This window comes from Enhydrobacter sp. (assembly GCA_025808875.1).
Taxonomy (GTDB): domain Bacteria; phylum Pseudomonadota; class Alphaproteobacteria; order Reyranellales; family Reyranellaceae; genus Reyranella.
Genome location: CP075528.1, coordinates 1,318,382 through 1,334,553 on the forward strand (window position 1 = coordinate 1,318,382; position 16,172 = coordinate 1,334,553).

General features: G+C 67.3%; 17 protein-coding genes. 5 read left to right on the plus strand and 12 right to left on the minus strand.

Annotated elements, in window-relative coordinates; translation table 11 throughout:
* Positions 1 to 143: 143 nt before the first annotated feature.
* From KIT25_06715 to KIT25_06725, 3 genes are read right to left on the minus strand one after another with little or no spacing between them, the layout of a single operon-like run.
* Positions 144 to 524: a VOC family protein gene (locus KIT25_06715; GenBank protein UYN96620.1), complete on the minus strand. Its 381-nt coding sequence runs from the start codon at positions 522 to 524 to the stop codon at positions 144 to 146.
* Position 525: 1 nt separating this feature from the next.
* A complete protein-coding gene (locus KIT25_06720; protein UYN96621.1) occupies positions 526 to 1,086 on the minus strand; it encodes a VOC family protein in 561 nt (186 codons plus the stop codon).
* 18 nt (positions 1,087 to 1,104) lie between these two features.
* Positions 1,105 to 2,370 carry an MFS transporter gene (locus KIT25_06725; protein ID UYN97850.1) on the minus strand — a complete coding sequence of 422 codons (1,266 nt, stop codon included), beginning with the start codon at positions 2,368 to 2,370 and terminating at the stop codon, positions 1,105 to 1,107.
* A gap of 125 nt (positions 2,371 to 2,495) precedes the next feature.
* On the opposite strand from KIT25_06725, the gene KIT25_06730 reads away from it, so the two are divergent.
* Positions 2,496 to 3,935, plus strand: coding sequence for an MFS transporter (locus tag KIT25_06730; GenBank protein UYN96622.1), 1,440 nt, complete (start codon positions 2,496 to 2,498; stop codon positions 3,933 to 3,935).
* 209 nt (positions 3,936 to 4,144) lie between these two features.
* On the opposite strand, the gene KIT25_06735 is transcribed toward KIT25_06730, so the two are convergent.
* Positions 4,145 to 4,870 carry a glutathione S-transferase N-terminal domain-containing protein gene (locus tag KIT25_06735; GenBank protein UYN96623.1) on the minus strand — a complete coding sequence of 242 codons (726 nt, stop codon included), beginning with the start codon at positions 4,868 to 4,870 and terminating at the stop codon, positions 4,145 to 4,147.
* 177 nt (positions 4,871 to 5,047) lie between these two features.
* Here KIT25_06735 and KIT25_06740 point away from each other — a divergent pair, with 177 nt between their 5' ends.
* Genes KIT25_06740 through KIT25_06750 form a run of 3 tightly spaced genes read left to right on the plus strand, consistent with a single transcriptional unit; the run spans position 5,048 to position 9,938 of the window.
* A complete protein-coding gene (locus tag KIT25_06740; GenBank protein UYN96624.1) occupies positions 5,048 to 6,376 on the plus strand; it encodes an adenylate/guanylate cyclase domain-containing protein in 1,329 nt (442 codons plus the stop codon).
* Positions 6,377 to 6,406: 30 nt separating this feature from the next.
* Positions 6,407 to 8,719, plus strand: a complete 2,313-nt coding sequence (locus KIT25_06745; GenBank protein UYN96625.1) for a xanthine dehydrogenase family protein molybdopterin-binding subunit — start codon at positions 6,407 to 6,409, stop codon at positions 8,717 to 8,719.
* Positions 8,712 to 9,938 carry a hydantoinase/carbamoylase family amidase gene (locus KIT25_06750; GenBank protein UYN96626.1) on the plus strand — a complete coding sequence of 409 codons (1,227 nt, stop codon included), beginning with the start codon at positions 8,712 to 8,714 and terminating at the stop codon, positions 9,936 to 9,938. The genes KIT25_06745 and KIT25_06750 overlap by 8 nt, the downstream gene beginning before the upstream one ends.
* Here KIT25_06750 and KIT25_06755 read toward each other — a convergent pair.
* Both KIT25_06755 and KIT25_06760 read right to left on the minus strand, forming a co-directional pair.
* Positions 9,935 to 10,273, minus strand: a complete 339-nt coding sequence (locus KIT25_06755) for a DUF3175 domain-containing protein (protein UYN96627.1) — start codon at positions 10,271 to 10,273, stop codon at positions 9,935 to 9,937. The two genes, KIT25_06750 and KIT25_06755, sit on opposite strands and share 4 nt — an antisense overlap.
* Before the next feature lie 35 nt (positions 10,274 to 10,308).
* The gene (locus KIT25_06760) at positions 10,309 to 11,007 is read right to left on the minus strand and encodes a hypothetical protein (protein UYN96628.1); all 699 of its coding nucleotides are present in this window, start codon (positions 11,005 to 11,007) and stop codon (positions 10,309 to 10,311) included.
* A 123-nt stretch (positions 11,008 to 11,130) separates the two neighbouring features.
* Here KIT25_06760 and KIT25_06765 point away from each other — a divergent pair, with 123 nt between their 5' ends.
* Positions 11,131 to 12,330: an AI-2E family transporter gene (locus KIT25_06765; protein UYN96629.1), complete on the plus strand. Its 1,200-nt coding sequence runs from the start codon at positions 11,131 to 11,133 to the stop codon at positions 12,328 to 12,330.
* On the opposite strand, the gene KIT25_06770 is transcribed toward KIT25_06765, so the two are convergent.
* From KIT25_06770 to KIT25_06795, 6 genes are all read right to left on the minus strand, one after another.
* Positions 12,297 to 12,563 carry a hypothetical protein gene (locus KIT25_06770; protein ID UYN96630.1) on the minus strand — a complete coding sequence of 89 codons (267 nt, stop codon included), beginning with the start codon at positions 12,561 to 12,563 and terminating at the stop codon, positions 12,297 to 12,299. The two genes, KIT25_06765 and KIT25_06770, sit on opposite strands and share 34 nt — an antisense overlap.
* A 34-nt stretch (positions 12,564 to 12,597) precedes the next feature.
* The gene (locus KIT25_06775; GenBank protein ID UYN96631.1) at positions 12,598 to 12,972 is read right to left on the minus strand and encodes a hypothetical protein; all 375 of its coding nucleotides are present in this window, start codon (positions 12,970 to 12,972) and stop codon (positions 12,598 to 12,600) included.
* Between the two features lie 70 nt (positions 12,973 to 13,042).
* The gene (locus KIT25_06780) at positions 13,043 to 13,747 is read right to left on the minus strand and encodes a hypothetical protein (protein UYN97851.1); all 705 of its coding nucleotides are present in this window, start codon (positions 13,745 to 13,747) and stop codon (positions 13,043 to 13,045) included.
* A gap of 72 nt (positions 13,748 to 13,819) precedes the next feature.
* Positions 13,820 to 14,797 (minus strand): hypothetical protein, encoded by a 978-nt coding sequence (locus KIT25_06785; protein ID UYN96632.1) that lies wholly within the window; start codon positions 14,795 to 14,797, stop codon positions 13,820 to 13,822.
* The gene (locus KIT25_06790; protein ID UYN96633.1) at positions 14,779 to 15,162 is read right to left on the minus strand and encodes a VOC family protein; all 384 of its coding nucleotides are present in this window, start codon (positions 15,160 to 15,162) and stop codon (positions 14,779 to 14,781) included. The genes KIT25_06785 and KIT25_06790 overlap by 19 nt, the downstream gene beginning before the upstream one ends.
* Before the next feature lie 17 nt (positions 15,163 to 15,179).
* On the minus strand, positions 15,180 to 16,160 hold the full coding sequence (locus tag KIT25_06795) for a tripartite tricarboxylate transporter substrate binding protein (GenBank protein ID UYN96634.1): 981 nt from the start codon (positions 16,158 to 16,160) through the stop codon (positions 15,180 to 15,182).
* Positions 16,161 to 16,172 lie beyond the last annotated feature (12 nt).

Here is a 16,172-nt window from a genome sequence, read left to right on the forward strand (position 1 = left end):
AGGAGAGGATGTCGGGCGACTCTGGCAAAATCGTGCCCCTGTCGACAAGGAGACGCAAGACTCGTGCCCCGCATCCGACGCCACAGAAAAGCCACGACAGGCTGTGCGCGACAAGCTGCTGAATGAATGAAGCTTTCGTCGCTTCAGGGCGGCGCATCGCCATAAGGGCGAGTGATGAGTTCGAGCAGATGTCCGCTCGGCTCCTCGAAATAAAAGCCGCGCCCGCCATAGTACGTGTTGATCTCGTCGACTCCGCTCTTGTCGGGGTGGGAATATATCGCCACGCCCTTCCGCCGCAGCCAAGACAGGCCGGAATCGAACTCGCTGTCGTTGACGAGAAAGGCGTAATGCTGCGCCCGGACGTCGGACGAATCGATGAAATCCAGCGTGACGCCGTTGGCCGTTCGCACGGGGATGAAGGGTCCCCAGGGGGCGCCCGGTTCGACGCCCAGGACACCGGCGAGGAAGCGCGCCGATTCGGCCTTGTCGCGCACCCAGACGATCAGGTGATTGAGATCGGCCATGTCACGGCCGGCGCAGCAGCTCCGCCTCCGGCACGCCCGCTTCGTAGTCGGCGACCATCTTCTCCGGATCGAACTCGACTCCGATGGGGTTCTGCTCGAAGGCCTCGCTGTCCATGTAGGCCGCGCCCTCCGCCTTGGTGGCGAAGGTGTCGACCTGCAGTTCCACGCCGTTGCCGTCGGGGTCGCGATAGTACATCGACGCGCTCATGCCGTGATTGATGACGCGTCCCGGCAGGATTCCCCTGGCCTTGAGCCGCCGGTAGTTCGACAGCAACTCGCCCAGGCTGCGGTAGGTGTAGGCGACATGGCTGAGCCCCGCGACCTCCTGCGGCGGCTTCTTCAGGCCGGGTGCGGCGATGAAGGCGATGCGATGGTGTTCGTCGTCGTAGGTGAGGAAGGCGATGTAGTCGTTCTGGAACGCGAGCCGCGCGTTCAGGACGGTGCGGTACCAGTCGACCATCTCCGCCTGCTGCGACGTGCGCAGCACGAAATGGGCGAACATCGCGGGCGATACCGGACGGCTGTCGAGCACGCGGCGGCCCTTGTCGGCATGCGAGTCCATGAACGCATCCTCCTGCGGTCAGCGTGGAACGGACGGCCTTCCCGGATGCGGCGGCAGGAAGGCGGTGAGCAGGCCCAACAATAGCAGGAAGGGCGTCACTTGGTAGACCGTCTCGATGCTGGTCAGGTCGGCGAGCTTGCCGAGCGCCGCCGCGCCGAGGCCGCCGAGACCGAACGAAAAGCCGAAGAACACGCCGGCCACCAGCCCGACCCGGCCGGGCAACAGCTCCTGCGCATAGACCAGGATGGCGGGGAACGCCGATGCCATCACCATCGCCACACCGACGGCCAGCACGCCCGTCCAGAACTGGTTGGCGTGGGGCAGCATCAGCGCGAAGGGCAGGGCGCCCAGGATCGAGAACCACATCACCGGGATGCGCCCGACACGGTCGCCGACCGCACCGCCGGCGAGCGTGCCCAGCACGATGCCGATCAGGAAGGCGAAGAGGTAGAACTGCGCCGTCTGCACCGACACGTCGAACTTCTCGATCATGTAGAACGTGAAATAGGAGCCCAGGCTCGCCTGGTAAACGTTCTTGGAGAACAGCAACATCACCAGGATGACGATCGCCAACATCACACGGCCGCGCGCCAGGCCATGCGAGGCTTGGGTCTCCGGCGTGGCCTTGCCGCGCGCTGGCGCCGCGGCGGTCGCGCGCCGGTCGCGGTACCACCCGCCGACCTGGAACAGCACGACCATCGCCACCAGCGCGGCGGCGCAGAACCACACCAGGCTGTGTTGGCCTCGCGGCACGACGATGAAGGCGGCGAGCAGCGGACCGGCCGCCTGGCCGAGATTGCCGCCGACCTGGAACAGCGATTGTGCGAGCCCGTAGCGACCGCCCGCCGCCATGCGCGCCACGCGCGAGGCTTCGGGATGGAAGACGGAGGAGCCCATGCCGATCATCGCCGCCGCCAGCAGGATCAGCGGATAGGTGTCGGCCTGGCTCATCAGCAGCAGGCCGGAGAGCGTAAAGCCCATGCCGACCGTCAGGGAGTAGGGCTGCGGGCGGCGGTCCGTATAGAGCCCGACCACGGGCTGCAGCATCGAGGCGGTGAATTGGAAGGCGAGCGTGATCAGGCCGATCTGGCTGAACGACAGGCCGTGCGAGTCCTTCAGGATCGGATACAGCGCCGGAACCAGCGACTGCATCATGTCGTTCAGCAGGTGACAAAAGCTGAGCGAGAGGATGACGGCGAAGGTCGTGCGATTGGCCGAGGCCTGCAGGTTGGAGGGCGGTGCGGCGGGCTCGCGAATCGCCGTCGGGGCGGTTGCACCCGCCATCGTGTTGTCTGACATGGTAACAGTATAATAAGAGTCGGACGAAGGTTCGGCCACGGCCGGACTGCACGGCAGCGTTGCACCGGGCGAAATTGCTCCGGTGCGCGGCGTTCTCCTCGAGCCAGACCATGACCTCCCGGCAGCCAAACACGACGGACGTTCCCGCCCGACTCGACCGCCTGCCCTGGAGCCGCTTCCATGGGCTGGTCGTCGTTGCGCTCGGCATCACCTGGATCCTCGATGGCCTCGAGGTGACGATCGCGGGGACGGTGGCCGCCGCCCTGCAGAGCAGCCCCAGGCTGCAGTTCACCGCCGAGGAGGTCGGCCTCAGCGCCAGCGCCTATCTCGCCGGAGCCGTGCTGGGCTCGCTGTTCTTCGGTCATCTCACCGACCGGCTCGGCCGCAAGAAGCTGTTCAGCGTCACGCTCGGCGTCTACCTGGTGGCGACAGGCGCGACCGCGTTCTCGTGGGACTTCTGGAGCTTCGCCTTCTTCCGCTTCCTGACCGGTGCCGGGATCGGGGGCGAATATGCGGCGATCAACTCGGCGATCCAGGAGCTCATTCCGGCGCGGCTGCGCGGCCGCATCGACCTGGCGATCAACGGCAGCTTCTGGATCGGCGCGGCGGGGGGCGCTCTGATGTCGGTGTGGCTGCTCGATCCGGATCTGTTTGGGCCGGATCTCGGCTGGCGGCTGGCCTTCGCCTCCGGCGCGATCCTCGGCCTCTGCATCCTCTATCTGCGGCGCTTCCTGCCGGAAAGCCCGCGCTGGCTGATGATCCATGGCAAGGAGGGCGAGGCCCAGCGCGTGCTCGACGACATCGAGGCCAGGGTCGTCGCCAGCACGCGCGCCGAGCTGCCCGTGGCCGGGACTTCCCTGGCGCTCGGCGACCCGCATCGGTTCACACTCGCTTCGGTCGCCCGCACGCTGCTTCGGCACTATCCCGGCCGCACGACCCTCGCCGTCGTGCTGATGGCGGCTCAGGCCTTCATCTACAACGCTATTTTCTTCACCTACGCGCTGATCCTGACCAAGTTCTACGGCGTGCCCGGCGATCGGGTCGGGCTCTACATCCTGCCCTTCGCCGCCGGCAACTTTCTGGGCCCGCTCTTGCTCGGGCCGCTGTTCGACACGATCGGCCGCAAGACCATGATCGCGGCGACCTACGCGATCGCGGGCATCCTGCTCGCCGTGACGGGTTGGCTGTTTAACATCGGCGTGCTCGATGCCGTGACGCAGACCCTGATGTGGTGCGTCGTGTTCTTCTTCGCATCGGCTGCCGCGAGTGCCGCCTATCTCACCATCGGCGAGTGCTTCCCGCTCGAGATCAGGGCGTTGACCATCGCCCTGTTCTACGCCTTCGGCACGTTGCTGGGTGGCGTCGGCGGGCCGTGGCTGTTCGGCAGGCTGATCGAGCACGGCGACCGCGCCGAGATCATGTTCGGCTACCTTCTGGGGGCGGCGCTCATGCTGATTGCGGCGGGAGTGGAGATGGTGCTCGGCGTGAAGGCCGAGTGCAAACCGCTGGAGGACATCGCGCCGCCCTTGTCGGCCCGGCCGCGGGATTGATCCTCCGGGGGTCTTTGACGGTCGGCGTCGCGATCTCTACTGGACAAATCGTATGGAATATCGTACGAGCACCTCGCGGACGGCGAAAGCCCTCAATGGTCGCCTATCTTGCCGTGCCACAGAAAATGGAGAATTCACATTATTTGTACAGTTTCGGCAGTTCCTGCAGTTTCTGCAGCGGGTTTGAGCCGGTTTCCGGCGGCGAGCGGCTAGGCCGGCACGGGCCGGGCGCGCTGGTTGTAGAGCATCTTGCGGATACGGGCCTGTTCCTCGGGGGGCAGCTTGGTGTTGTCGACCGACAAGTCGGCACCGACGGTCATGCCCTTCTGCACGGCCGGCCGGGCGCCGAGCTCTTCGAACCAGCGTTTGAAGTGCTTGAAGTCCTCAATGTCCTGGCCCTGGAATTTCCAGTTGATGGTCCACGGGTAGCAGATCATGTCGGCGATCGTGTACTGGTCGCCCGCCAGGTACCTGTGCTTGTGGAGCCGGTTGTTGAGCACGCCGTAGAGGCGGTTCACCTCGTCGGTGAAGCGGCGGATGGCGTAGGTCTGGTCACCGTGCTCCTTCTGGTCGACACGGCGGAAATGGCCGCACTCGCCCGACTTGGGCCCCTGGTTGGCCATCTGCCAGATCACCCACTGATTGACGTCGTAACGGGCGCGCAGGTCCTGCGGGTAGAACTTCCCGGCCTTCTCGGCGATGTACATCATGATGGCGCCCGACTCGAAGACCACGATCGGCGCGCCGCCGCCTTTGGGTTCGCGATCGACCATCACCGGCATGCGGTGATTGGGATTCATCTCCAGGAACTCCTTCGAGAACTGGTCGCCGCGCCCGATGTTCACCGGCACGATCTTGTAGGGCATGCCGCATTCCTCGAGCAGGATGGTGACCTTCTTGCCGTTGGGAGTCGGCCAGTAGTGCAGATCGATCATGGATGTTCCTTCCGTCTGCCGACCTTATCGAGCCCACCAGGCCGGCAACAGCAACAAAACGTGATGGGCACATGAGCCGGACGAGGGTAACTTGGATTGATGGGCGAGGCTGAGTCCCTGTTTGCGGTCCTGCGGCAGTCGGCTGACCCCCACGCCGTGGCAGCCATAGAACGTGTGGTGCGAGAGGCACCGGACGTTGAGCTTTGCCGCATCAACGTCGTTGCCTTTTCCAAGCGCTACCAGCTCGACGAGGACAAGGCGCTTGGCGCGTTTCTCCATGCCGCGCGCTTGGGCCTGTTCGAGCTTGCCTGGAATGTACTCTGCCCGGGTTGCGGTGGTGTGCTCGACACCAGCGCCTCGCTCAAGACGCTGCGTCGCGAACAGTACAATTGCGCGCTTTGCGCCGAGGGATACGAACCCACGCTCGATGAAATGGTGGAGGTCACCTTCACTGTCAGCCCGCGCGTGCGCCGCATCGCCGCGCATTCCCCTCACGAGCTGTCCTTCAAGGAATACAATCGACAGATATTTTTGGGTTCGGGCCTCGATCTGCCCGAGGATTTTGCGGAGATCATGGATCGCATCACGCTGGAGGCCGTCGAGCTGCCACCCGGCGAGAAGGCTTTGGTCTCGACGCAGCTGCCGGCAGAGTTCGTGATCGTCTTCGAGCCGGTAACGCATGCGGCACATTTCATCGACGTCAAGGGCGAGCCGACTAGCGAGCGACGCAGCATGACGATCGTCTACAACAACGTGAGGGCACCGACCGGCACGACGGAAATGCGGCCAGGTCCGGTGCGCATCTCTTTCGAGAACCGCACCGGAGAACGCGTGCTGCCTGGAATCTGGGTGGCAGGCGACGACCTGCATGGTCTGATGGCTCGGCGTCGCCCGTTCGTCACGGCAAAGCGCTTGCTGACGAGCCAGACCTTCCGGGACATCTATCGCACCGACACGCTCGACGTCGACCAGCGACTCAAGATCACCAGCCTGACTTTCCTGTTCACCGATCTTAAGGGCTCGACGGAGCTCTACGAACGTGTGGGGGATCTGATCGCCTTCGACCTCGTACAGAGTCACTTCAAGGTGCTTAACGAAATCGTGGCAGCGGAGACGGGAGCCGTGGTGAAGACGATCGGTGATGCCGTCATGGCGACCTTCCCGACACCGGGACGCGCCATGGCCGCTGCGCTACGCATGCGCGAGGCGATGGCCAGCTTGAATCGCAGCCGAGGCAGCGAGGACCTGCTGCTCAAGATCGGCATCCACGAGGGGCCCTGCCTCGCCGTCAATCTCAACGATCGCCAGGACTATTTCGGTCAGACGGTGAACATCGCCTCGCGCGTCCAGGGTCTTGCGGCGTCGCGCTCGATCCTGACGACGGCGCCCGTCATTCAGCACTCCGAAACCGCTGCCATCCTCATCGCACGAGGCCTCCAGCCCGTTGCCCAGCAACGGTCGGTCCGCGGAATGACGGACGATATCACGATCTACGAGATTCCATGACACTGGCGGGCGATGCAGGGCCTTCGACCGATGGATGAGAGGCAGGTCGGCCGTTCGGTCCGCCGTCGCGAGGACCGACGCTTTCTGCTGGGCCAGGGACGCTACGTGGCGGATATCGACTTCGAGCGCCAACTCCATGGTCACGTCGTGCGCTCTCCGCACGCCCACGCGCTGATCCGCGGCATCGGCGTGGGCGAGGCCGCCGCGCTGCCGGGAGTGATGGGCGTTTTCACCGCTGCCGACCTGGCGGCCGACGGACTGGGGCCGATGCCGTGCATGGCCGCGGTCAAGCCCCTGATCGTGCCGCCGCGGCACGCCTTGGCGCAGGGCCGGGTGCGCCATGTCGGCGATCCCGTGGCCTTCGTCGTCGCCGACACGGCGAACGCCGCACGCGATGCGGCCGACCTGGTCGAAGTCGACTACGAGACGCTGCCGTCGGTCATCGGCGGACGCGCCGCGCTCGCCGCGGGGGCGCCGACGATCTGGGAGGAGGCGCCCGGCAACCTCGCCTTTCACGCCCAACGCGGCGATCCCGCGGCCGTGGCCACGGCAATGGCCGGGGCCGCGCATGTCGTCGAGCTCGACGTCCTCAACAATCGCGTCGTGGTGGCGCCACTCGAGCCACGGGCGGGGATCGCCACCTACGACGTCGCGTCCGACACGATGGAACTGCTCCTGACGGGGCAGGGACTGCACGGAATCCGTCGGCAGCTCGCCGAGTTCGTCTTCAAGCTTCCGCCTGAACGTATCCAGCTCAAGGCACCCGACGTCGGCGGCGGCTTCGGCATGAAGAACTTCCTCTATCCCGAATGGATCCTGCTGCTGTGGGCGGCCCGGCACCTACGCCGTCCGGTGAAGTGGGTGGCCGAGCGTGCCGAGGAGTTCGTTGCCGGCACGCAGGGACGCGACATCGCGGCCAAGGCACGGCTCGGCCTCGACGGCACAGGCCGAATCCTCGCCCTCGACGTTGCCATGGTCGCCGACATGGGCGCCTACCTCTCGGGCAATGGACCCGGCGCGTCGGTGGTGGCGGCATCGACGGCGCAGGGCGGCGTCTACGACGTACCGGCCATTGCCGTCGATGTGCGCGGAGCCTTTACCAACTCCACGCCGGTCGATGCCTATCGTGGCGCCGGCAAGCCGGAGGCCAACTACATCATCGAATGCGCCATCGAGGCGGCGGCTCGGCAGCTCGGTCGCGATCCCGCCGAGTTGCGACGGCAGAATTTGATCCGCACGTTCCCCCACAAGACCGCCCTCGGCATCGTCACCCTGGATTCGGGGGGCTTCGTCGACAACCTCGATGCGGCAGTGAAGCGCGCCCGCACCGACTCCTTCGATGCGCGGCGCAGGGCGGCGCGCGACCGCGGCAGGCTGCGCGGCCTCGGCCTCGCCTGCTTCCTCGAAACCTCGCGCGGTGCGCCGAATGAGGGAGCCGAGGTCGTGCTCGAGCCGGACGGCGCGGTCGTGATCGCCGTCGGCACCGAGTCCAACGGCCAGGGCCACGAGACGAGCTTCGCGCAGATTGCCGCCGATCGCCTCGGCTTGCCGATCGAGCGCTTCCGCTACGTCCAGGCCGACACGCGGCTGGTGCGGACCGGCGCGGGACATGGCGGCGCGCGATCGATGCACATGGGCGGGGCGGCGCTGGTGAAGGCGATCGATGCGGTGCTGGCAAAGGCGCGAGTGCTGGCGGCACACCTCTTGCAGGCTTCGCCGGAGAAACTCCGGTTCGACCAGGGACGCTTCACCGTGCGCGACAGCGAACGCAGCATCGATCTTTCGGCTCTCGCCAGATCGGCCGGCGATCCGGCCAACCTGCCGCAAGGCCTGGAGCCTGGTCTCGGCGCGCACGTCTACAACGTTACCGACGCCTTCACTTTCCCGAGCGGCTGCCACGTCGCCGAGGTCGAGATCGATCCCGAGACCGGAGCGGTCGCGCTCGAACGCTACACCGCCGTCGACGACTACGGCCGTCTCATCAATCCCATGCTGACGGAGGGCCAGGTCCAGGGTGGGGTGGCACAGGGCATCGGCCAGGCGATGCTGGAGCATACCGTCTTCGATCCTGCGTCGGGCCAATTGCTCAGCGGGTCGTTCATGGACTACGCGCTGCCACGGGCCGACGATCTTCCCTTCTTCGACATCGAACTGATCGAGCGTCCAACCCTGGCCAATCCGCTCGGCGTCAAGGGCTCCGGGCAAGCGGGCAGCATTGCGGCGCCCCAGACCGTGATGGCGGCGATTCTCGATGCATTGCACGGTGCCGGCGTCGGCTCGTTCGACATGCCGGCAACGCCCGAGCGCGTGTGGCGGGCACTGCGGGAGGCGCGGCATGCCTAGGATCGATGGCGAACGGCTGCTGGGCGACCTGCGCCGCATCGCCGAGTTCGGCCGCTACGAGACGGGCGTGCATCGTCCGCATCTTTCGCCGCAGGATATCGAGAGCCGGCACTGGCTCGCGGCCCGCATGAAGGACGCGGGACTGGAGCCGGTTATCGATGGCGTCGGCAACGTGATCGGCCGCAGCCCCAGGAGCGGACCACGGCTCCTGATCGGATCGCACACCGATACCCAGCCGCGCGGCGGCTGGCTCGACGGCGTCATGGGCGTGATCTACGGACTCGAAGTGGCGCGTGCGTTGGCCGAGGATCGGTCGACCGCGCATCTTGCCGTCGATGTCGCCTCGTGGGCCGACGAGGAGGGCCACTGGGGCGGCATGATCGGCAGCAAGTCCTTCATCGGCCGGATCGGCGAGGAGGACATCGACCAGGCGCGCCATCGCGACGACGGCACGGCGATGCGCGACGCCCTGAAGGCCGCGGGCCTCGGCGACGCGCCGCGCGTCACGCTCGAGGACGGCCGCTACCGCTGCTACCTCGAGGCGCATATCGAGCAGGGCGGCGTGCTCGAGATGACCGGCAAGCGCGTCGGCGTGGTGACGGCTATCGTTGGCATCTTCCAGTATCGGCTCATCTTCGGCGGGGTTCAGAACCACGCCGGCACGACGCCCATGCCGATCCGCAAGGACGCGGGCGTCGCCATGATGCGGCTCTATAACGACGTGATGGCGAGATTTCCCGCCGTCGCCGGTCCGCGCAGCGTGTGGACCGTGGGCAAGATGGCGGTCGAGCCCGGGGCACCGGCGATCATTCCGGGCCGGGCCGAGATGGTCCTGCAGTTCCGCGATGCCGACGTGGCGATTCTCGATGCGATGGAGGCGACGCTGCAGGAGATCGTCGCGGCACACGCCCGGGCCGGCCCCTGCACGGTCACGTGCGAGACGCTGACTCGCATGATGCCGAGCGTGATGGACGAGCGCCTGCTCGATGCGCTCGACGCGGCGGCCGAGACGCAAGCGCCGGGACAGCACATGCGCATGCCCTCCGGCGCGGGCCACGACGCCCAGATCCTCGCGCTCAGGCTGCCGTCGGCCATGATGTTCGTGCCGTCGATCGGCGGCATCTCGCACCACTTCACCGAGAACACGGCGGATGCAGACATCGTGCTCGGCTGTCAGGTGTTCGCCGATGCCGTGGCGAGGATCCTGAAGGGCAACTAGGAGTCGTTCTTGTTCGGCTTGAACAGCCCGCGCAGTTCGGCCTTGGCCGCCTCCAGCGTGCGCCGGCGGCGGGCCGACAGTGTTTTGCCGGCGCGGTTGATGTAGAACGTCAGCATCGACATGGCCGACCGCAGGGGCGCCGACTTGCGCCGCCGGCTGCGCTCGGCCGAGCGCTTCAGCGAACGCGCGATGTCGCGTGCGCTGCGCTTCTTGAACACGCCCACCGGAAGATCGAGTGCGTCGCTGTCGCGTGCCACCTTGGCCGACCAGCGCTCGAGCCTGGCGCGGCTTTGCGCGCCAGGGCGCCGCCGGGAAGGTGTGGGCCTGCGTGCCATGGCCGACTAACGACCTTGGCACGCGAATGTTGCCGTCAGTTGGCGATGACGAACCGGGAGAACGGTCCCTGCTTTTCGGGCGGGAGCTTGGGCGGCAGCTGGTTGACCTTGAGTTCGATCTCGCAGCTCACGCCATTCGACAGCGTGGCGAAACTGTTGAGCCTGTCGAAATCCACCTTCTGGAATCCGGCCTCGCGCAGCCAGTCGCCGAGCTGCGCAGCGGTCGGCGCCGGCAACGCCTTGCCGCCGTTGGCTCGGCTGTTGCGATAGGCGTTTTCCAGGCTCTTGAGGACGGCGTTGAACAGACGCTGACCCTCGGCGTCGAGCCGGTCGACGTGCTGAATGCCGCCCAGGGAGAACTCGCGGCAGGCCGGCAGGTTGGTCTTCTCGAGATGGGCCACCAGCGCGGCGCGCGCCGCCATCGCGGCGATGGCACTCGCGTCGTCGGCGCCGCGCAACGCCGGCGCGATGTGGTCGCGCCGCAGCTCGGCGATGACCAGTTGCGGGCGCGGCGGGCCGGAGACTGTCGGCTGGCGTCGCTCGTCCTCGATCGCCTTGCGCAGGCGGTCGGCGGCGCCCGGCACGTCGTCGATCAGCAGTCCGACCAGAGGCATCTTGCGCATGTCGGCAAGCGTGCGCTCTGCGGGGCTGAAGAACTTGAACGCCGCATAGCCGCCCGCTCCAACGACGACCAACAGGCCGACGACCAGGAGAATCAGGGTTCGCAGTTTCATGGTGTGATGTCGCCTACCGCAGATGTCGTCGGGGGGTCAAGGACCCGGCCTGGCCTCATGGCGTGCCTCGGCATCTTGCCGGAAGGCGCGTCGGTCGGGAACCGCCACTGCCATCACACGTTCTTGTCGACCACGAGGTGCAAGGTGGCGCGCGTCCAGACCGTCCATGTGCGCGGGGCCTCCGCCATCCGCCGGCCGCTGATCGTGCTGGCGGTCTGTGCCGTCGGCGCCGTCGGCTATCTCGGCCGCGACTTCCTGATCCCGACCGCCGGTGCGGTGGTGCTCGCACTCATCCTGACTCCGGTCGCCAACGTCTTGGAGAGGGTACGCCTGCCGGCCCCGGTCGCCGCCGCCCTGTCGGTCCTGCTGATCCTGCTGATGCTGGCCGGCGTGCTGGCGGTCGCCGTGCCCTCGATAGCGACTTGGGCGGAGCAGGCTCCATTCTACGCCTATACGCTAGAGCGCAAGCTCGAGGGACTGCGCAAATCGCTCGCCTTTCTGCAGGAACTGACCTCGTGGTTCGAGCAGGCGGCGGCACCGGAGACGCCCGTCACCCAAACGCCGCCGGAAAAGGTGGTGGTGCAGGACCGCTCGCTGCTCACGATGCTGGCGTCGGCGACACCGGTGGTGCTGATCCAGGTCGGCTACGCCTTCGTGCTCGCCTTCATGCTGCTGGCCCATCGCAACGCATCGCGCCGACAGATCTTGCGCATTCCGACGGCGTTCGGCGTGCGCATGCGGCTCGCCCGCGTCATGCGCGACATCAACGAGCGGGTCGGGCACTATCTGTTTGCGCTGGCGACCATCTACAGTGCCGTCGCGGTGCTGGCGACCGTGGCGCTCGCCCTGCTCGGCTTCCCCAACGCCTTCGTCTGGGGCGCGCTGCTGGGCTTCGCCTCGTTCGTGCCCTATATCGGCCCGCCGGTGGTGTTCGCCCTGGTCGGCTTCGTCGGCCTGCTGGTGTTCGACGACTGGGCGCGCATCGTGGCTGCGCCGGCGATACTGGCCGTCATCCATTTCATGGAAGCGCAGTTCGTCACTCCGGCCTTCGTGGGTCGGCGCTGTGCACTCAGCAGCATCGCCGTGTTCACGAGCATCGCGCTGCTCGGGTGGATGTGGGGCGCGGTCGGCGCCATCGTCGCGGTGCCGCTCTTGATCCTGATCAGCACCATCGCCGCCCATCTGCCGTCGCTGCATTGGCTCGAGATGCTGCTGACCGACGACCGGCCGCCGTCGCGGCGGATGGCGGTCAAGCCACCCCTTTCCTCGGCGCCGGCACGGCCGCAGATTCAGGCGCGGCGTCGTCTCGTGGCGGCGAAATAGAGCAGGGCGCCGAGGGCGCCGTAGATCCCGCCCATCACCACCCAGGCTTCGGCGGGATCCAGGTGGCGGTGCAGCAGCGTGAAGCCGGCAAAGCTGAAGCACGCGACGGCGACCAGCGCGCCGAGCGCCGCTCCAAGCACCAGCAGGACGCGCACCGCCGCGTCGGCGGCGGCGTTGCGCAACGTCCGCGCGGCCATCGACGAGGCCGCGACCTTGAGCAAGGGGGCGATCATGCCGCCCCAGGCCGAACGGGCTCCGGCCGGGCGGCTAGTGCCGACGACAAAGGTACCCCGCGAGGAAGCCGATGCCGGCGATGGCGGCCAGTGTGCCCAGCGGATGGGCCTGGACCTGCTCGACCAGCGACTCCTCGGCGGCGTCGCGCATCTCGCTCGACTTTCTGGCCAGCGACTTGGCGGTGTCGCGTGCCAGCTCGGCCTGCTCGTCGATGAAGGACTGCGCGGCGGCGATGGCGTGATCGATCGCCTCCCGGCTCTTCGTCTGTACCTGGTCCGCGACGCGCTCCACGCCGTCGTGGGCTTCCGCCTCGAGGGCGTCGCTGAGCTTCCTGAGCTGCGCCTTCAGGGCGGCGACTTCCTTGGCGAGATGCTTCTGTCCGTGCAAAGCGACCGCGTTGCCACGCATGTTCTCCTCCAGTGAACGGGTGAACTCCGCGCTGTAACGCGGGGCGCGGGCGAAAGGTTTCGCCGGACCCTCAGCCGTCCCAGACGTTCTGCGGCATGGGCAGGCGGGCGAAATCCGCCTCGCCGAGTGGCCGCGCGTGGCCGACGCCCTCCTTGTCGAGCAGCATCATCCATTGCCGCACGTGCTGGCCGCAATGCCAGGTGGTGCGTTCAAGCAACTCATGCAGGCTCTGCGGCCCGTAGTAGGTGTGCAGGGTGGCGTCGGGGCCGCGTCGCTCGTCGCGGCGCCACTGGCGGAACCGCCCGCGCGCCATCTCGCCGTAGCGCACCAGATCGGCGGTCGTCGCATCGGCCGGGGGTTCCTCGCGGAACATCGCCTGTTCGAGTTTCGTGCCCCTCGTCGCGTCGAAAAAGGCATCGACGACGCGGAACATGTGGAAGCCGAGCGACCGGTAGCTGCGCGGCCGCCCCGGCACGTGGGTGGCCAGCCGGTCTTCGGGCATCAGCGGGATGATCGCGAGCGCCGACGTCATGAACTTGTCGAGCCGCGCCGTCAGTTCGTCGACGGAGAGTTCGGGGCCCGACTTCTCCTCGAGCCCGAGGAAGTCGACGATTTGCCGGGTGCTCTGGCCGAACGTGTAGTCCTTGCCGCGCGACAGCACCGGCACCGAACGCAGGCCGAGCGTCTGCAACTCGGCCAGCCCCGCCGGGTCTTCAAGAACGTTCACTGAAACGAAGTCGATCCCACGGACCGATAGAAACTCCTTGAGTCTCAGACAGCTGGTTCAACCCGGCTGCCAGAACACCTTGAGCGGCTCAGCCATCGTTTCCTCCAAGAGTTCGCAATCCTACTCCGGCACGCTCTCCCGCCACAACGGGTGATGCGCGCAGCGCAGGCCGCCGCCGGTCGCAATCGGCCCGTCGAAAGGCAGGGCAATCACCTCGACGCCGCGCCGGCGCAGTTCGCCGATCGTGCGCGCGTTGTCGGCGTCGACGATCATGCGTCCCGCTTCGAGGATGAGGCCGTTGGTCGCGAGCTTGTCGGCCTCGTCCTTCGACACCGTGATGGCGTCCCACGAGCGCAGCGTCGTCGGCAGCCCGTCGATCAGCTTCTCCGGACACCAGACCAGCAGGCCGGGCCTCACCAGCCCCAGTGCGCAATCGAGGTGCAGGACGTTCGACTTCAGGGCCACGGGGATCACCTTGTAGCCGGGCCCGAGCAGCTCCTGCAGCCAGTCGATGCCCGCCATGTCCGAGGCGCAGCCGGACATGCCGACATAGATTTCGTGCCCGTTCAGCACGGTGTCGCCACCTTCGAGGAACGGGCCGTCGACGCAGGCCGGCGATCCAAGCGGCACGCTCGACCAGCGCGCGCCGTGGTGCTGCACAGCCCGCTGGATCAGCGGCCGCAGCCGGTAGCGCTCGCGCTGCCGGCACTTCAGCCGCAGCGAGGCGTCGATGACGTGGTTGCTGATCACGATCATGCCGTCGCGCGCGAAGAGCTGGGCACCCTCGCCGTTGGGCGCCAGGAAGGTGCGCTCCTCGCCCGCGAGGCGTTGCGGCCGGTGCACTGTCACGCCCTCGCGCGCCACCAGCTCGGCCAGCGCTTCCACCTGCCGCTCGATGCGGTGCGCCCACTCCGGATCGACGTCGATCAGCCGCCGGCCGGCGTTGGCGCGGCTGACGGCCTCGCCTTCGGGAGACAGCCAGCGCTGTGACTTCTCGTGAAAGACGACAAAGTCCTCTGCCGGCGAGATGCCGATCACGACCTCGCGCAGCTTGCCCCACTCGTTGTGGACGCCGAAGCCTACGGCGCCTTGTGGCATACCACGCAGACCTTGTTGCCGTCGGGATCGCGCATGTAGGCGCCGTAGTAGTTGGGGTGGTAGTGCGTGCGCAGGCCGGGCTTGCCCTCGTCGGTGCCGCCGGCCGCGAGGGCGGCGGCATGGGCGGCGTCGACGGCCGCCCGGTCGCCCGCCTCGAGGCCGATCGTGACGCCGTTGCCGACGGTCGCCGCTTTTTGGTCGAGCGGCTGCACGATCCAGAGCTGCGGCCGCCCGCCGGGCCTGCCGAAGCCGAAACCCGCCGGATATTCGAGGATACAGACGAGCCCAAGCGCCCTGCCGACGCCGTCGTAGAAGCGCCGGGAGCGGACGATGTCGTTGCTGCCGACCGTGACGTGGCTGAACAAGGAGGCCTCCGTGTCGTCTATCTGAGCAGGGTCATGCCGACGATCCTGAGCCGCTCCCGCCAGGCCGCCTGGTGCGCGCCGATCAGCGCGACGAGCTGCTCGGGCGTCGAGGATTCGACGGTCATGCCGATCTGCGCGAGGTCCTGGGCGAGGACGCGATCGGCGAGAGCGGCAGCCAGGGCCTTGTGCAGGCCGGCCAGGATGTCGGGAGGCGTGCGCCTGGAGGCAAAGAACGCGAACCACTCCAGCATCTCCAGTCCAGGATAACCGAGCTCGCGCGCGGTCGGGATGTCGGGCGCGACCGCCAGCCGCTGCGGCGCCGTCGTGAACAGCAGCCGGACCCGGCCGCCGCGATGATGGGGCAGCAGCGAGACCAGGCCCGAAGCGGCCGCCGGCAGACGCACGTCGTGGAGGTCGTTCACGAGCGGCGCGGCACCGCGATAGTCGACGGGCTCGAAGGTGACGCCCATCGCCCGGCCCACCATCAGGTTGACGGCCTGGATGAAGGTGTCGCTCGCGGTGTTGCCGAGCCTCATCTTCGCGAGGTCGCCGCCCTCGAGCCAGGCGAGATATTCGGGAAAGGTCCGGATGCCGAGTTTCGGCGACACGGCGAAGGCGATCGGCCAGGTGCCCGCCAGCGTTATCGGGGCGAGGTCGGCGATGGGATCGAACGGGAAGTTGTCGCTCGACAGCCGCGACACCAGCGTCGTCGAGGCGAGGAAGGCGAGGGTGCTGCCGTCTCCCGGCGCGTTCTTGACCACCAGGCCGGGAAGCGCGCCGGCATCGCCCGAGCGGTTTTCCATGGTGATGCGCTGGGAAAGCTGCTGCTCCAGTCGCCGGGCGATGGCCCGCGCGGCGAAGTCGGTGCCGCCGCCGGCGATGAAGCCGATCAGGACACGCAGCGGCTTTTCAGGACGGGGCGTCTGCGCACGTCCGCCGGAACTGAGGAGGCTGGCGGTGAGCGCGCCAAGGCCGCCCAGCGTGCGCCGCCGAATCATTTTTGCTTGCTT

Excerpts from the sequence above, each read along its gene's own strand:
- KIT25_06750 (UYN96626.1), top strand. The coding sequence starts at position 8,712 with ATGCCTAGGATCGATGGCGAACGGCTGCTGGGCGACCTGCGCCGCATC.
- KIT25_06755 (UYN96627.1), bottom strand. The coding sequence starts at position 10,273 with ATGGCACGCAGGCCCACACCTTCCCGGCGGCGCCCTGGCGCGCAAAGC.
- KIT25_06735 (UYN96623.1), bottom strand. The coding sequence starts at position 4,870 with ATGATCGATCTGCACTACTGGCCGACTCCCAACGGCAAGAAGGTCACC.
- KIT25_06795 (UYN96634.1), bottom strand. The coding sequence starts at position 16,160 with ATGATTCGGCGGCGCACGCTGGGCGGCCTTGGCGCGCTCACCGCCAGC.
- KIT25_06785 (UYN96632.1), bottom strand. The coding sequence starts at position 14,797 with ATGCCACAAGGCGCCGTAGGCTTCGGCGTCCACAACGAGTGGGGCAAG.
- KIT25_06760 (UYN96628.1), bottom strand. The coding sequence starts at position 11,007 with ATGAAACTGCGAACCCTGATTCTCCTGGTCGTCGGCCTGTTGGTCGTC.
- KIT25_06715 (UYN96620.1), bottom strand. The coding sequence starts at position 524 with ATGGCCGATCTCAATCACCTGATCGTCTGGGTGCGCGACAAGGCCGAA.
- KIT25_06745 (UYN96625.1), top strand. The coding sequence starts at position 6,407 with ATGGATGAGAGGCAGGTCGGCCGTTCGGTCCGCCGTCGCGAGGACCGA.
- KIT25_06775 (UYN96631.1), bottom strand. The coding sequence starts at position 12,972 with ATGCGTGGCAACGCGGTCGCTTTGCACGGACAGAAGCATCTCGCCAAG.
- KIT25_06720 (UYN96621.1), bottom strand. The coding sequence starts at position 1,086 with ATGGACTCGCATGCCGACAAGGGCCGCCGCGTGCTCGACAGCCGTCCG.
- KIT25_06770 (UYN96630.1), bottom strand. The coding sequence starts at position 12,563 with ATGATCGCCCCCTTGCTCAAGGTCGCGGCCTCGTCGATGGCCGCGCGG.
- KIT25_06725 (UYN97850.1), bottom strand. The coding sequence starts at position 2,370 with ATGGCGGGTGCAACCGCCCCGACGGCGATTCGCGAGCCCGCCGCACCG.
- KIT25_06730 (UYN96622.1), top strand. The coding sequence starts at position 2,496 with ATGACCTCCCGGCAGCCAAACACGACGGACGTTCCCGCCCGACTCGAC.